Here is a 15,360-nt window from a genome sequence, read left to right on the forward strand (position 1 = left end):
GAATCGTGAATCTTTTTACTTCAGATAACTTTCCTTTACTGTCCGCACTGGCACATCTGGCTGATCCCTGGTTTAGTCCTTACCTTTTTCTTTCCTCAACCTGGCATAAAACTTTTTAGCACGTTTTTTCAGCAGGTAATTGATGCTTTCTTTTGAGATTGGCTTTGATTTCTTAACAATCATTACCGGCTTTCTCGAATGCCTGGCAATCCTCTGCGAGAGGGTTCCGAGTAAAGAAATCTTAAACCTCTCGCTTGAGTCCCCGATGATTGTAAGGTCGTATCCGTTTGAAACTTCGAGCACTGCGTCCTCAATAGAATATCTCTCAAGAAGCTTGAAGCTTGCAGGTGTGGAAGAAATCTTCCTGACAAGGCCTTCAAGTTCTTCAGCGATTTTTTCTTTCTTCTCCGGGTCCTCGTCAGGGCTGACAACACTGATTATTCTTATTGAAGCCCCTGCATTTTCAGCGATCTTTTTTGCCAGAGAAAGCCCGTGTACAGAGTTTTCCTTTCCATTATAAGCCACAAGGACCTTCTTAATGCTATCAGGCAGATGCCCTTTCAGGAGAGCAATCTGGCTTTTCGAGGACAGGAGAACATCATTTGTTACATCTCCAAATGAGTACTTGAACCTCTTTGAATCATGCCAGCCCATTATGATTATATCAGCGTTTTCGATCTCAGCCTGTTCAATAATCGAGTTCGAGATATCGTGGTCAAATGCGACAATATATTCCCTTTTATTTCCGAATTTTGCAGGATACTGCTCAAAGTCCTCCCGGAAACGGCAGTCCATTTCTATCTGCTTCTCATGATAGAGTTCCTGGCCTACTGTCAGGGAAATCTGGCTCGGAACCTCAACCACATGCAGGCAGATTATTTCATTTCCCAGAAGGTCTGCCAGTTTCAGAAGGTCCCGCTCATGACCCGGATTGGACACAGGCACAAGCACCCTGCCGACGGGTTCCGGTTCAGCACTCACTCTTTCAACATTATTTTCCAGAAGGTCAAAGAGGTTATATGCTGGCAGAGCTTTTTCTTTTCCGTAAAACATGTACCAGCCAGCTCCGGCAAATATCATCAATACGGAAAAGAGCAAAGGCAAACCGCCAAGAAGAGGAAGCAGCAGCATGCTCCCGGCTATTCCGAAGATCTGTACGAAAGGGAAAAAGGGAGAACGAAATGTCGGCTCGTATCCGGGCAGGGTTCGCTTCCTGAGGATAATTACTGCCATATTTAGCAGGATGAATATCAGAATGTTAAAAGCGCCCCCAAGCCTTGCAAGCTCTTCTATATCGAACAAAAACAGGAGCAAAACCATTACCAGGCCGGTGATCAGGATGGCATTATGCGGAGTTTCATATTTTTTATGGATCATGACAAACCATTCTGGCATCAATGCATCCCTGCTCATTGCAAAGGGGAATCTGGAAGATGACAGTATGGCGCCATTAGCTGTTGAGAGTGTGGCAAGGAGGGCGGCAAAAGCGATAAAGAACCTTCCGGAATCGCCTGCAATTAGACCTGCAATATCTGCAAGTGGAGTCACTGTTGCAATACTCCTTCCAGGACCTGAAAATCCTGCGACTACAGCCATTATACCTGCATAGAACAGGGTTACCACAACTGCCGAAGCGATAAACGCCCTTGGCAGATTTTTTGAAGGGTTTTTCACTTCTTCGGAGACCGCAGCAGCTTCTGCAAGACCCAGGTAAGAAATGAAAATCACCCCTGCAGTAGTGAATATCGGTATTATCCCGTATGGAGCTACAGGGGAGAAATTTTCCGGTTCAACCTCGAAAGACACTTCCCCAATAAAGAAGACCAGTATCACCAGCAGGATTACGACAATAAAATTCTGAAGGGAACCACTGCTTTTTGCACCACGGTAGTTAATTAATAAAAGGAGCACTCCAGTAACAGCCGCCACCAGATAGATTGGAAGGGGGTAAAAAATCTGAGAGTACTCTGCAAGCCCTATGAGGGCAAATGTACCTTTGAACACCAGTGCAAGCCAGGAGCCAAGCCCTATGACTGCACCAAATGCGGCTCCCATTGTCCTGCTGATGTAATAATAGCTGCCTCCTGCTAAAGGCATGCCTGTTGCCAGTTCTGCCATGCTGATAGCTGTGGCAATGGAGATAAGCCCTCCGAGCAGGAAGGAAAATACTGCTCCCGGACCTGCCTTTGCCATAGCAATTCCCGGGAGAAGAAATATTCCTGCCCCTATCATTGTCCCGGTACCTATTGCAAAAGTTGAGAAAAAACCCAGGCTGCGCCCCAGCCTTTCCGTTGTTTCAATTGGCGCCATTTATATCCCCATCTTCCCGGGACTCAGGAATCGATAAGCCAGGCCCCGTACAAACCTTAATTTTACTGTTATGCTTGCTGTTTTGATCACACATCTCCGCATTATGCATCGAGAAAGGCAACAAAAGCTTAAATCCCTGCTTAATGAGGGTACTGCTTTCGAATAAAAATCTCTGAAAAACGTCATTTTCCTCCTGCAGTACGGTTATAATTTCTGTTTTAGCGGATCACTCATTAGAATTAACGGATTATGCATCAGAATTAATAGATCATGCATTAAAATTAATAAAATGAAGACGATTTCCTTCTGTGATTATAAGTCTCTTATTCTGTTCTGGTTGTTTTTGCTTTCAAATAGTACATATAATTATCCGTTGGTAACTAATTAAAGTTTTAACTTCCGTTCTATGGATATGTTTGCAAATGAATTTTTCCATGCATACAATTTATTTTTCTTCCTCTACCTGTAGTCCCGATCAGGATACTTTACTGATTCCGCTCAACTTTTTTCCTTTTCGTTTACCAGAGAGATGTTAAGGGGAAATAAAATCCGAATAAAAGTACCGGATCCTCTTATTCCTGTTCCAAGCCATTATAATATTCTTTTCAAGGATCACAGGATAAAATCTCGCCAGCCGGATTTAAGAGATTAAAAGCATTATTAACATTTATAGAAATTAATTTCTCTCGAATATAGAATATTCTATTTTTGATTGCTTATCCTCAACTCGTTGAACAGTTGTAAAATCCGGTTCATTACCTGGAGCTTTATCCTCTGATCCTCAGCATCAGGCATCAAGCAAAATTATCGACTAAAATGATTGAGAAATATTTTTTTCTGCCAGAATGAATACTGGCAAGAAGCGAGATGCTCAGGATTCTGAATCAGGGTGATAGTATTCTCGTACACATTCTCCGAATAATTTTTTGGATTTTTCAAACCCTTCGTATATTCCGTCCAGATGGTCCTGAGAATAATTTGGTTTTTCCTTAACAACGATTGTATCTATGATAAGGTTAAATCTATTCTGAAGGCTGCGTATTTTTGTCTGCGGATCTTCGTCTGAGGACGGAGAAAGAAATCTCTCTACATTATCTTCAAAAGTATCTTTAGCCATTTCCAGACCTTCATTTATCCCTTCTTTATAATCTGAATAAGCTCGTCTATCCTTATTTCTCTCGATTAAATCACTGAACTTTCTAACTGTTCTTTTAATCCGTTCCTCTTCCAAACCTGCTCCTCCCCGACTAAAACGTAATATGAACAACAAAAGAAATTCAAATCCTGTACTGATGGAACCTATTAGAGTATTTATTTACCATTATTTATATATAATTGATACAAATCCTTCCAAATCTACAGACTCCGTTTTATCATACCATTTATTGAAACAAGGAGAGTCTTAAGCCTGGAAATTTTGAATATGACCAGGAATAAGCTGGAGTTTTACAGGAATTCGAGCCCTATCTGAATACATAACCTGAATACATAACCTGAACAAATCTGCCTGAATACATCACCCGAACATATCTGCCTGAGCATATCCTGCCCGTATCTTCAAATAAGTAATTAGAGGCACATATTGTATTATAAGTGCAGTAGAGGTTAAGGATATATTGATCAGAATCAGGTTCTATTGACCAGAATCACGTTCTATTGACCAGGACCAGGTTCTGTAAAAAACGGAGCTTTAGGCTCCAGTCACGCATTATCAAAGTCTTTTATGAATTCACCAAATAATTCTTTGGACCTCTCAAACCCTGCATATATTCCATCCAGGTGATCCTGAGAGTGATTTGGTTTTTCCTGGACAACAATCGAATCTATAATGAGATTAAATTTATCCTGAAGGCGTTGAGTTTCAGCGGCCTGGCTTTTATCAAAATCGAATGAAACAAATTTTTCCGCATTCTCATGGAAGGTATTTTTAGCAATTTGTAAACCTTTATTTATTCCTTCTTTGAAATCCGAATATGCCTGACGTTCTTTACTTCTCTCGATAAAATCACAGAATTTTCTTATAGTCCTGTGGGTTTTTTGCTGATCCAATTTTTACCCCCTTTCGATCAAATAAAAAAGGCTCTTTCCAGTAAAAGAGTCCCAGCAATTGTTCTAAGAACCTTAACTTAATTAAGGTTTGAACTGACTGCAACGCGAGGATACTATCCGAATCCGGGTTCTAAGATATCCATATCCCGATGGATTACAGTTTTAAATGATCCATTTCCAAATAACAGATATATTTAGTGATATTTATAATATATTAGTTTTAATTAGTTCGAAATGAACATAATAAAGAATAGGGGACGCTGAAAAAATGAGAATAAGAAACAAACTACTTGAATGATACTGACTATTGGAGTCATTTATTCCTTAAATATTCCAGGCTATAGCCCTCCCCCTCGCCCTTCTGTCTCTTGCCTGTATGCATCCTAAATGAGAAATCAATAGCAAAAAATTTTTAGCCTGAAATCCATCAGTCAGCTGGAATTTTATTGGTAACCGACTGTAGAGTTTATTCATTCGATTTTTTGCTTTTAACCCGGGTCATGACCGCAGTGTATCCGCCTCCAGGCCATTCCCAGGAACCTGTAATGGTATTACCGCCGTCACTGAACCTGCCCTTCAGTCTCGCAGGAGAACCTACATATCCGCCCCAGATAGTAAGGGTATTGCGGCTTACTTCCCACACATATTCGGAGATATTGCCCAGATTGTCATAGAAATGTGAGGTAAAAGACCCTGTCGCATCGTCATACCCGATAATCTCTATTCCCCTGATTTTCTGCCCTTTGTGGTCGATATCAACATGCTGGATAAGGAAAAAACCGCCTTCCATCCATTCAAACGTTACCTGGCCGTTTATCTCCCCGTCTATGCCAGATTCGCGCCCCTTTATATCCCAGGTTCCTGCAAGAACATCCAGGCGCCTGAGAACAGGATCTGGCTTTCGAGCCTTCTCAGCCGGGGTATCGGTTTCTAACGGTGTGGAACGAGCCCGCATTATTTCATCCCCTTAGTCGATTAAATCGAATATTTCCATTTCAAGCAAAAAACGAGTAACCGGTTTTTAATAGTTAATAAGAGAATAATTAGCATTGAGTCTGCTAGAAAAAGAAGTCAGAAGCAATAGTAACTGAAATTACCTGATGTAAGGATAGTTTACCTGACTTTTCTAAACAAGATTACCTGAAGTTTTCAAATCTTCGTAAATCGATTCAGCCCATTTTTGAACCAGCTCGTTATAGCGGTTCAGCCCATGAGCACAAACTTCGGATGCGGTCATTGACCATTTAATTTTTGATCGGTACTCACCGTGATTTTCCAGGGTTCCTTTAATCTTCCAGGTTCTTCCTTTTGGAGCTAAAGTTTTCCGGTTCTTTTTGAGCAGTCCCTGAGCAGATATGTTCTTCTCAATAATATCTCTTAAAAGTTGTTTTGCACCTTCCAATGCCTCAGAGGAATAAAGATCGGGATGCTGAAGACAATAGCATAAAACAGTGAGGTGGTGCAGCCTGCCTGTATCTGCTGGATCCTCAAAATCCCAGGCAAGCATCTGATTGAAATAATCGCGACATGTCTTCTCATCTGTTAAAAAGCTGCCACATTCAGGACAAATTCTGTGAATACTGGACATTGTTTAAATCCCTGTTTTAATGTTTCAAGCTCTCATTAAATATTTCAATTTTTATTTTACGTATTTTGCTTACAAAAAATCAGACTTTCGGCTAAACTTAAAGAGACTTATTTTTCATAAATTCCTCGATAAGTTTTACCCTGTCCATCCTCCCTCTTCGCCTGTTTACATTTAGCTGTAATTCCAGAGGTGGGACCTTTATTTCATATCCATTCCATGTCACGGTCTCAAGGTTTTGCCTTGCGTAAGGACCGCAGTCTACTGGCTCAGGGATATCAAGGATATCCTGAGGATCAGATGCAATATCTATTCTTGCATGCAGGAAAATCACTCCGAAATCCTTTGTCAGCCATCCATTCGTATCAATAATGGGCTCGATCAGGCAGTCTGAAAAAACCTCAGTGATTTCCTCAATGCTCCTGGAATCGACCATAATATCAACATCATGCGGATTCATTTTTATGCCGCGGATGCAGGCGGCACAGCTCCCTGTCAGCCACCAGTCAATATCCGTACCCTGAGCCTTCCGGCAAAACTCTGTTAAAGCCTGTTCCCAGGGGACAGGAGCAAAGTACCGCAGCTGGTCAAACATCAGCTTCGCGTTCTTAGAATATCTTTTCTTTATTTTATCCAGGTATTTAGCGTTCTGAGGATAGACTTTCACATATCCTCTACCATCGTTTTCATAATAACACATTTTCAGGACACTTTCGTACCTGGGGTCAAATTCCAAAATCCTGAACACTACCTTCCCGTCCAGCTCTTCAAAGGATACTTTCATCCATTTAATCTCCCTGACTTAATGTTTTAATTTTATAATTTTAATTCTATAATTTTAGTTTTATGTTTGTGGTTTTTATGTTTGTAGTTTTTATGTCTGTAGTTTTGATGTTTTTATTTGGTCCTTTTAATTTCTCCGGTTATTCTCGGGTTAAATCCATTTAGTTTCTTTAACGGCTGCCAGCAGTCAATTGTTTTAGTTTTCAATTGACCTTACCTGTGTGAAATATTTTCAGGCTCTTATCAGGCTCTTATTCCTATATATCACCTACATAAATTTGCTAGTTAATCAAAGGAAGCACAAAGCCCGGTTATTCGTTGATATTCAAACCTTCAGAACGTGCCAGGAATTATTAACAATAGAAAGAGGCAAAAATCCAGAGCTGCATCTATCAGGCAAATGGGGATCAAAAGCCTGAAGGCTACGCTAATGGAGGATAAATCATAAATGATGGACTGGAAATCAATGTTAGAAACTGGGTTTTTAAGAACAGGAGCCTTAATTAAAAATGAAACCGTAAAGAACAGGCTTTAAATCTTGATTAATTTTAATAAATTAAGAGGCTTTTTTAATTCTCAACAGGCAAAGCCTCCTGCAGGAAATCTTTAAATATTTTTTTTGACCTTTCAAATCCTGTATATATCCCGTCCAAACGTTCTTCAGAGCAGTTTGGTTTTTTTGTAAGGACAATCTCATCCAAGAGCTGGCTAAAGTCGTCCTGTAAGTCTTTTGCCTTTACGTCCCCATCTTCATCCGGGCCGGGTAAAGAGAACTTATTTGCGTTTTCTTCGAAGGTATATCTGGCTATATCCAGACCTTTATTTACTCCTTCTTTAAAGTCCGAATAAGCCTGGCGATCCTTATTCATTTCAATAGAATGACTGAATTTCCTGACAAGACTGTTAATTTTTTGTGTGGTCAAAACCCTTCACTTCCTTTTTTAACTGGCCTTCGCTCAGAGAAATGAGTTCCAATTTTCAAGCATCTCTCCACGCTGAAGAACCTGAATTTTAAGTATGGGAGCTTTAAATTATTAGTTGTTGTGAAAAATTTCACATAAGGGCGGGAAATATCGACTTTTATAAAATTTCACTCCATTAAAATAAAATCAGATATATAAAAATAGTGTCTACATATATATTAAGTTATAGATTGAAAACTGGAAGTAATTAAATCTTTCAAAATAAGCATTTATTTTGAAGTATCAGGTACTGCCGGGATAACAGGACGGGACAGCCGACTATAAAATGTCTTTGAGAATTTTACACCTGCCATGTCAACATACTTATAAAAAAGGTAACTCAGGGGTATAATTACCAGCAAAGATACGCCAATCGAAATCAAAGCAGCCGGCCCATAAGGTAACACGGGATGCAGGAAGAGGAATAATGCACAGGTGAAACTGCATATCACAGGGAAATGTACAAGATAAAGGGAATAAGATATTTTTCCCAGGAATACGGGCACACGGGAAGAAAAAACGTGCTGCAGGTCCTTACTATTCAATAAGACGTACATTATCATGCCTGCACCTATAATGTGATAGGTCGCTTTAGGTGATTCAAAGAGTCCATTATCCAGGAACCCATACAGTGAATTGTTTGTCAGAGGGCTTTCAGGATACGACCCAAGAAAGAGCCCGAAGATCAGTATAATCAATAATATTATTCTGTTATCTGTTTTAAACAGGGATTTTTCACGGGTGAATATGTCTGAGAAAACTATTCCTATTATAAAAGCAAGGTAGTAAGAATTGATGAAAAGTACAAATGCAGCAAGGTAGAAAGTCCAGCGATTCTTTAACGACCCGAATATTAATGCCATTGTGAAAACCAGCATGGATCCATAAAATTCCATAGTCATGGTCCATAAAACCGGGTTATATTGGATGGCCCCGCCAACAAAAAAGGAGGTCCATACCGCCTGCCTGACCGCATCAAGAATGCCCGGGGTAAAAGTCCAGTAGTTTCGGTAGTTGCTGCCTGCAACAACCGCCATCGTATCAATATAATAGTGGTATAAGCCGGTTGCTGCTAATAAATACGATAACATTACCGCTGCAAAAACCGGAATAAACAGCCTCGGATATCGGCGCACTGCGCTGCTTATAATTATGCTGTTTTCTTTCGTTTTGAAAAATTTCTGGGTTAATACATAGCCGCTCAGGACAAAGAAGATGCAAACCGAAAAGTTGCCTGCGCCTATTAGCCCTAGCGGTGTGGTCGAAAAAATCTGATCCAGGCTTCCGAAATGCGAGGGATACTTACTGCCATAAACCATTGCAGGGGCTAATGCGACAAAGAAGTGCATTATCATAACATTAATTGCAGCTATACCGCGCAGTCCATCCAGATAGTCTATTTTTTCGGCCATATCGAATCGCCCCGAGAGTAAAAGGCATTAAGAGAACTTATGTAATTGATTTTACCCTTGAATAACGAGAGCCGCAGATGAAATAAGTGTTTCCATTTGCTTCATTTCTGTTTTAAGTATTTCCATTTGCTTCAGTCCGTTTTAAGTATTTCTATTTGCTCAACCCCTTTTTTATGATTTTTACTGAAACACTGGTTGGGAGATGGTACTGACTGAAACAAATATAGTAATAAGAAGTATGAGTCAAGAAATATGAGTCAGGTATTTTAAGAAATATTAGTTAAATTTTAAGAAATATTAGTTAAGCAACTTTCAGGAAGCAAACAACTTTTCCGAGGTTGAATGATCAGAAAGAATGAATTCTTTAAAAAAGACCAGAGGCTATGACAGAGTTCAAAAGAGAAAAAACCAGGTGAATGAAAGAAATTCAGGCTGGTTAAGAGCCGGGGCTATTCCAAACCCCTAAAAAACCTGACTTTAAATGCCAGCCTATTACCTGTTTCTTTCAGTATCTTTTAGATAGTATTTCCACTTTCATTGTTAGCTACAAAGACCCCATTATTCAGAATACCGCCAGGGACATTCATTACTCTGTCTTCTATCCAGATCCTGAAGTTCTCAGAAATTAAACATCCTTCTTCCTTCTGGAATATTGAAGTGTGCTTGTAATAGTCTAATTTTACAGTATCCGGGGTTTCCTCGTAGATTCCGCATTCTTTGAATTTTTTATTTATATATACATCGAATGTACCGTCGTCATGGAGGACGAAGTGGGTTGTCTTATTACTGTATTTTCTGGGCATGTTGGATCACACGTTCTAATTGCTGATATTACACGATTTTATTTCTTAGCTTACTTTTTCAGCTTTGTGTATAGGGTTTTGCTTATGGTGTTCTACTAGGGACATAGAACATCTTTTTTGTATAATCCTCATAGCACTTAAAACCGCAACAGATCAAGAGATAATAATAAGTTTCTATCATTTCAGAATCTGAAATCAGGACCGTCTTATTATCAACACGACAATTACATATTCCAGAGAATAAGGCGTTGAGCGCGAATTCGAAGATATTGTAACGGTTGTGAATGTAGTCGGCCAACCTGTGAACCTGCTCGGTTATTCGTTCGGTGCATTCTGTTCTCTTGAAACGGTACTTCTAATGGAGAGCATCAACAGACTGATTCTCTACAAAGCGCCTCTTCCCAGTGTGAAAGGAACCATACCTCCGGATGTAGCAAATAAAATGCAGCAACTGCTGAATGCAGGTGACCGTGACGGAGTAAGTACTTTTATGCTTGAAGTAGCCATGAACCACCCGACGAACTCGACAAACTCCGCTCATTGCCTGCCTCGACTGGTCTTGTAGCAGGCGCATACAATACTACGAGAGGTACAACTGATTGAAGATTTCCCGCATTTAATCCGGAGAGGTTCAGATCCGTGAAAACTCCTACCCTGCTTCTTCTTGGAGGCGATAGCTCTCCAGTTTACAGAGATTTTATCAAACAGATAGATGCAGCCCTCCCAAACAGCAGAATAGTCGTGATGCCCGGTCAGCAGCATGTCGCGATGAATACTGCGCCGGAACTATTTATTGCAGAAGTAGCGCGCTTTCTCATCAACCAGCATATTGAGATGGAATAATAACAGAGCAGGGATTTCGGCGTCTATTGTTGTTTGTCTCAATTCTTATAAGGACTGATTTAAACTCAGTATTATATTAACGTATTATTATATATCTCAACGGAAGAATGTCTTCTTATGACGAAAACCGAGATCAATCAAAAAATAGTAGATGCAATTAACAGGCATAATTCCAGAGAAGCTGCTGAATATTACGCTGAAGATGCTGTGGTTTATGACCCTATGTACCTTGAGCCTCTCAGGGGACGTGAGGCAATCGAGAAAGATACAGCAGACACAATTCGCGCTATCCCCGATCTTCGCGTTGAAACACACAACATGCTTGAGAAAGATAACACTATTGCTATCGAGTATACAGTAATGGGGACAAACACGGGACCCTTTGTTAGCCCGGAGGGTGACGTACCTCCCACAGGTAAAAAAGTAAAAGTAGATATTGCCATGTTTTCCACTTTCAACGACCAGGACAGAGTTGTCGAGGAACACCGGTATTATAATGTTGCCGACATGACGGGATAATCCGGACTGATGCATTATTAGAACTTATTAAAAGTTATTAGTTCAGGGCTTTAATTTGAATAATAATTAAGGGGAATAATCTTTAGGGGAATAATCTTTCGGAGAAAATTTGAAGATATCGAGTGACAAGTATTGATTTGAGAAGAGGAGAAACAGGAAGAAACTAAATATAAAGAATTTGAGCTTCCACCAGGCTATTTAATAATCAGCCATCCGTATATTTATTCTATTTCCAATGGGCATTTCCCAATCATTTCATTGAGAACAGTGAACAACTCACTACAACATTCTCAGCCCTGTGTTACACAAATCTGTTTATCTTTGGGAAATCTGTTCCATATACTAACAAATTTTCCAGATATAGAGACATATACGTTGTATGATATTTGCCACCCTAATCCTGTTACCGCTACTAGCTATGTTTACGCGTTTTAAATTGTTTTGTATCTAGCTTTATTGCCTGCATAAAAGGCTGCTGCTGACGCACTTCCGTAGCCAGGATATTAAGGCTGCTGGAATAATCTTAAAAAGATCATAATTACACGCTTATTTAATATATGGAGTTTAGTTTCAATTTGAAGATATTTATTCAGTGGATAATTGGGTTTCTGCTCATGATTCAATATACCGAAATTAAGAAACCGTCAAAATCAAGGGAACGAACATGATAAAATATATTTTAACCCTTTTTTTAGTTAACCTCGTTATCGAAAAATAATATATACAATAACCATTAATTAAATGAACATGAAAGGATTTTCTATTAACATTGAAGAAGCGACTCTGGAAAATGAGAATTTCCGCAAGGTACTGTACACGTCAAAGCACAGCCAGCTTGTACTTATGACCCTCAAGCCCGAGCAGGATATCGGAATGGAAGTCCATGAAGAAAACGACCAGTTTTTCCGTTTTGAATCTGGCCAGGGCAAGTGCATAATTGACGGCAATGAATACGAACTCAGTGACGGTGTCGCAGTCGTTGTGCCTGCCGGAGCTCAACACAACATTATCAACACTTCAAAAACTGAAGAACTGAAACTCTACACAATCTATTCTCCGGCTCACCACAAGGACGGAATTGTGCGTGCCACAAAGGAAGAAGCCGAGGCCAATGAAGCCGACTTCGACGGCGTGACCACAGAATAAGATTGCAAGATTGGAATTATTCCATCTCTAATAACGCAAAAAACGGTTATTTTTTTTAAATATGCGTTTTAACTTTTTTATACTTTTTTTTGCTTTTTTTATGCTTTTTTATTTTCTTTTTATTTTCTTTTTATTTTCTTTTTATTTTCTTTTTATTTCTCTTTTTATTTAGAAATAAGTGTAAGATTTGTTTGCAAACATCAGCCTTCATTTATAATTGCATAAGCTTACAGCACCAGCCTGCTGTCCTTTACCACCTGTCCAAAGGCGAAGAAATGAAATTCAGAGATTGTGAAACAATCCCTGAATCATTAATACATCTATTGTTACGCTATGCTCACAGTTATGTGGTATTGAGATTATTCTGAGCAAAATCACTGATTTGCCAGGATGTCATACTGTGTTTACGTATCTTTGTAATCTCATGCTTTAGTCTTTCATACTTTTCAACAGAACCACGACTACTAATAGAGATACAACGACCACGATGCCCAGTAAAGCAATTCTGTCCGTTTCATACTCTCCCTTTTCGAGGTTTCCCCACAGAATTCCACCCACGGATCTGCTTTCAGCAGAAATCTGGCTATTTTCTTCCGATACCTGCTGTGTGCTATTGCCTGTAACCACAAAAGTCGCATACCCGGGAACGTCTGCGGTGAAGTACAGATGCTCATCGCTCTCTCCTGTCAGCTCGGCGGACAGAGGCACCCAGACTCTTTTTTCGTACCGGTTAAGCGTTATGGAGGCCGGATCTATATCCTTTTCCTGAATCCATGCCTTATCTACTTTGAAACTCAGGACAGGATTTTTTACTTTATTTGAAGTTGAATACCCGGCTTTTCCTACCCACACATTAAAGGATCTATAGATCTCTCCTTCAGGCAGCTCTGATACAAGGACGGATTTCTCTTTCAACTGTTCAACAGTGGCTGTGGTTTTGCCTGCATCTTCAACCGCATCAAATCCCACATATACAACACAGGTTGCGTTTTTCTTAAATTCAAACCTGACAGCCTCACCGCCCTTAATGAAGAGCTGGCAAATCTCCTTCGAATCGATATTCCTTGAGAGTTCAGGAGACTTGCCGCTTCCACTTCCACCGCTATTCCCATCATTGCTGCTTTTACTGTTCTCGGGAGCAGGAGCTAGCTCAGAAGCTGGTGCAGGTTCAGGTTCTGTAGACGGTTCTGGATCAGGAACTGGTATGGGAGTAGGTTCAGGAGCAGGGGCTGGCTGTGGAGCAGGTGCGGGAGTAGGCTTGGGAGTTGGTTTCGGAGTTGGATCGGGAGTTGGATCGGGAGTTGGTTCGGGAGTTGGTTCGGGAGTTGGTTCGGGAGTTGGATCGGGCGTGGGTTTATGATCAGGAGTAGGTTCCGGGGTTGGATCAGGAGTAGGTTCGGTAGTTGGATCAGGATCAGGGGTTGGTTCAGGGTCAGGAGTAGGTTCAGGATCGGGAACCGGAACAGGAGCAGGATCGGGAGTTGGTTCAGGACCAGGAGCCGGAGCAGGGGAAGGTTCTGGAGTCGGTTCAGGGTTCTCTGGAGACACCAGAGAACGATCATTGGCATAAAAAGCTGAAGCAACCGCACTGACAGCAATAACCTGAAGTGCGAGAGCTACTGTAAACAAAATAAAGAATATCCTTTTTGCAGTCAGAATAACACCCGTATGTTTTTTGATCCCATTATTGATCCCACTATATAAATTAATATTTATTTTTTCCGGACCCAACCTGATTCAGTTAACAAAATCTTCACTCTTAGGTGCGCGTATAATGTACTCTGGATTGTTGTTTCCATAGACTGAGAAGCTTTTGAATATCTTCATACCGATCAATTTCTAAGTACAGCAGGATCAATAGCAGTGATATTGTTGATAATCAATGATTGCCCACGATCAATAGCAGCGATATTGTCCAGGATCAATTGCGCAGATTGTCAGAATTAGAAGGAATTGCTGGGATCCGGGCTTCAAGAAAAATCTAACTGTCAATGGGAAGAGAATATATATTCTGGGTCTTCGGAATAGATCAATTAAAAATAAATAGATCAATTAAAAATAATCTTTACGGGCATCTTGACTACTTATTTCAGTATTTACTCTTCCCAGAAAGTAACTATTCAGCCTATATAAAACAACATCAATCGCCATCTTCACTCGAGTTCAATTGATAAATTTCAATGAATCGATTTTCTTTGATTGTCGGCGATTGATCTCGTTTTTTCAATTCTCATTGGTTAGTTCTCTAACTCCTCGAGTTCATCAAAATCAATATCAATTGACTCGTTTGGATAGGCTGAATAGTTACCCCAGAAAAGGAATAATAGAAAGTTTTGGTGTTTTTTGCCCGGTCCTTAATTTTACTGCCGGATACTGATTACTCTGTTTATGGTTGTGGGCCGAGACTTATAGTATTATTACCTTGCCCTGAACAATTACCTTGCCCTGACCAGCTTTTTATCGACTAGCTTTTTGTCACTGTTTTTCCTGTTATTAATCCCAAGATTTTTCCTGGTAGAATACAGATATAAAAAGACCCCGACAATTGACATTATCTCTAAAATTGTGAAATAAATCATCTGTGAACTGTCACCGGAATTGTAATTATGCCAGATGAATAAAAGATAACCGAAACAGTAAATCACATTGGCATGGAATGCTTTATTGACCATGACCATGTATGATGCTATTAAATTTGGTATGATTATCCAGATAGTTTCTATCATTTTTCCCTTCCGTTTTATTATTAAATCAAACCTTGTTTTGTATAAATTTCTAAAAATCTCAAATAATCTTAAACAATCTTAAATAATCTTAAATAATCTTAAATAATCTTAACAACCTTAAACAATCTCAAACAACTTTAAACAGTCTCGAACTTTTAGGATTTTGCTGGCAAATATATGCGCATCGAGAAGGTCCCGTTGACCGAATGCCGAATTCAACCC

General features: G+C 39.9%; 15 protein-coding genes. 4 read left to right on the plus strand and 11 right to left on the minus strand.

Going from position 1 to position 15,360, the window contains the following annotated elements:
* Window positions 1–72 precede the first annotated feature (72 nt).
* The 9 genes from RSJ42_RS11815 to RSJ42_RS11855 form a co-directional block, all read right to left on the minus strand.
* Window positions 73–2,310 carry an amino acid permease gene (locus RSJ42_RS11815; protein ID WP_410507484.1) on the minus strand — a complete coding sequence of 746 codons (2,238 nt, stop codon included), beginning with the start codon at window positions 2,308–2,310 and terminating at the stop codon, window positions 73–75.
* Between the two features lie 871 nt (window positions 2,311–3,181).
* The gene (locus tag RSJ42_RS11820) at window positions 3,182–3,541 is read right to left on the minus strand and encodes a hypothetical protein (protein ID WP_410507485.1); all 360 of its coding nucleotides are present in this window, start codon (window positions 3,539–3,541) and stop codon (window positions 3,182–3,184) included.
* Between the two features lie 470 nt (window positions 3,542–4,011).
* On the minus strand, window positions 4,012–4,359 hold the full coding sequence (locus tag RSJ42_RS11825; protein ID WP_410507486.1) for a hypothetical protein: 348 nt from the start codon (window positions 4,357–4,359) through the stop codon (window positions 4,012–4,014).
* 466 nt (window positions 4,360–4,825) lie between these two features.
* Window positions 4,826–5,314, minus strand: coding sequence for a DUF1579 family protein (locus tag RSJ42_RS11830; protein ID WP_410507487.1), 489 nt, complete (start codon window positions 5,312–5,314; stop codon window positions 4,826–4,828).
* Window positions 5,315–5,485: 171 nt separating this feature from the next.
* A complete protein-coding gene (locus RSJ42_RS11835; protein WP_410507488.1) occupies window positions 5,486–5,947 on the minus strand; it encodes a DUF5946 family protein in 462 nt (153 codons plus the stop codon).
* Between the two features lie 97 nt (window positions 5,948–6,044).
* A complete protein-coding gene (locus RSJ42_RS11840; RefSeq protein ID WP_410507489.1) occupies window positions 6,045–6,728 on the minus strand; it encodes a nucleotidyltransferase domain-containing protein in 684 nt (227 codons plus the stop codon).
* A 568-nt stretch (window positions 6,729–7,296) separates the two neighbouring features.
* Window positions 7,297–7,650 (minus strand): hypothetical protein, encoded by a 354-nt coding sequence (locus RSJ42_RS11845; protein WP_410507490.1) that lies wholly within the window; start codon window positions 7,648–7,650, stop codon window positions 7,297–7,299.
* Between the two features lie 269 nt (window positions 7,651–7,919).
* The gene (locus RSJ42_RS11850) at window positions 7,920–9,101 is read right to left on the minus strand and encodes an acyltransferase family protein (RefSeq protein ID WP_410507491.1); all 1,182 of its coding nucleotides are present in this window, start codon (window positions 9,099–9,101) and stop codon (window positions 7,920–7,922) included.
* A 515-nt stretch (window positions 9,102–9,616) separates the two neighbouring features.
* On the minus strand, window positions 9,617–9,904 hold the full coding sequence (locus tag RSJ42_RS11855; RefSeq protein WP_410507492.1) for a hypothetical protein: 288 nt from the start codon (window positions 9,902–9,904) through the stop codon (window positions 9,617–9,619).
* Window positions 9,905–10,184: 280 nt separating this feature from the next.
* Between RSJ42_RS11855 and RSJ42_RS11860 the strand changes: the two genes are divergently transcribed.
* The 4 genes from RSJ42_RS11860 to RSJ42_RS11875 all read left to right on the plus strand — a co-directional run bounded on the left by RSJ42_RS11860 (window position 10,185) and on the right by RSJ42_RS11875 (window position 12,412).
* Window positions 10,185–10,469: a hypothetical protein gene (locus RSJ42_RS11860; RefSeq protein WP_410507493.1), complete on the plus strand. Its 285-nt coding sequence runs from the start codon at window positions 10,185–10,187 to the stop codon at window positions 10,467–10,469.
* A gap of 74 nt (window positions 10,470–10,543) precedes the next feature.
* Window positions 10,544–10,747 (plus strand): alpha/beta fold hydrolase, encoded by a 204-nt coding sequence (locus RSJ42_RS11865; protein ID WP_410507494.1) that lies wholly within the window; start codon window positions 10,544–10,546, stop codon window positions 10,745–10,747.
* 117 nt (window positions 10,748–10,864) lie between these two features.
* Entirely contained in the window at window positions 10,865–11,266 is a 402-nt protein-coding gene (locus RSJ42_RS11870) for an ester cyclase (protein WP_410507495.1), read from the plus strand.
* Window positions 11,267–12,013: 747 nt separating this feature from the next.
* A complete protein-coding gene (locus tag RSJ42_RS11875) occupies window positions 12,014–12,412 on the plus strand; it encodes a cupin domain-containing protein (RefSeq protein WP_410507496.1) in 399 nt (132 codons plus the stop codon).
* Window positions 12,413–12,841: 429 nt separating this feature from the next.
* Here RSJ42_RS11875 and RSJ42_RS11880 read toward each other — a convergent pair whose 3' ends face one another.
* Together RSJ42_RS11880 and RSJ42_RS11885 are read right to left on the minus strand one after the other, a co-directional pair.
* Window positions 12,842–14,041, minus strand: coding sequence for a PGF-pre-PGF domain-containing protein (locus RSJ42_RS11880; RefSeq protein WP_410507497.1), 1,200 nt, complete (start codon window positions 14,039–14,041; stop codon window positions 12,842–12,844).
* 806 nt (window positions 14,042–14,847) lie between these two features.
* The gene (locus RSJ42_RS11885) at window positions 14,848–15,138 is read right to left on the minus strand and encodes a hypothetical protein (protein WP_410507498.1); all 291 of its coding nucleotides are present in this window, start codon (window positions 15,136–15,138) and stop codon (window positions 14,848–14,850) included.
* Window positions 15,139–15,360 lie beyond the last annotated feature (222 nt).

Source organism: Methanosarcina hadiensis, from assembly GCF_046529725.1.
Classification (GTDB): domain Archaea; phylum Halobacteriota; class Methanosarcinia; order Methanosarcinales; family Methanosarcinaceae; genus Methanosarcina; species Methanosarcina hadiensis.

What these genes read in the sequence shown, in the direction of transcription:
- RSJ42_RS11855 (WP_410507492.1), bottom strand. Translation starts at nt 9,904, where the DNA reads ATGCCCAGAAAATACAGTAATAAGACAACCCACTTCGTCCTCCATGAC.
- RSJ42_RS11815 (WP_410507484.1), bottom strand. Translation starts at nt 2,310, where the DNA reads ATGGCGCCAATTGAAACAACGGAAAGGCTGGGGCGCAGCCTGGGTTTT.
- RSJ42_RS11835 (WP_410507488.1), bottom strand. Translation starts at nt 5,947, where the DNA reads ATGTCCAGTATTCACAGAATTTGTCCTGAATGTGGCAGCTTTTTAACA.
- RSJ42_RS11885 (WP_410507498.1), bottom strand. Translation starts at nt 15,138, where the DNA reads ATGATAGAAACTATCTGGATAATCATACCAAATTTAATAGCATCATAC.
- RSJ42_RS11870 (WP_410507495.1), top strand. Translation starts at nt 10,865, where the DNA reads ATGACGAAAACCGAGATCAATCAAAAAATAGTAGATGCAATTAACAGG.
- RSJ42_RS11875 (WP_410507496.1), top strand. Translation starts at nt 12,014, where the DNA reads ATGAAAGGATTTTCTATTAACATTGAAGAAGCGACTCTGGAAAATGAG.
- RSJ42_RS11850 (WP_410507491.1), bottom strand. Translation starts at nt 9,101, where the DNA reads ATGGCCGAAAAAATAGACTATCTGGATGGACTGCGCGGTATAGCTGCA.
- RSJ42_RS11830 (WP_410507487.1), bottom strand. Translation starts at nt 5,314, where the DNA reads ATGCGGGCTCGTTCCACACCGTTAGAAACCGATACCCCGGCTGAGAAG.
- RSJ42_RS11840 (WP_410507489.1), bottom strand. Translation starts at nt 6,728, where the DNA reads ATGAAAGTATCCTTTGAAGAGCTGGACGGGAAGGTAGTGTTCAGGATT.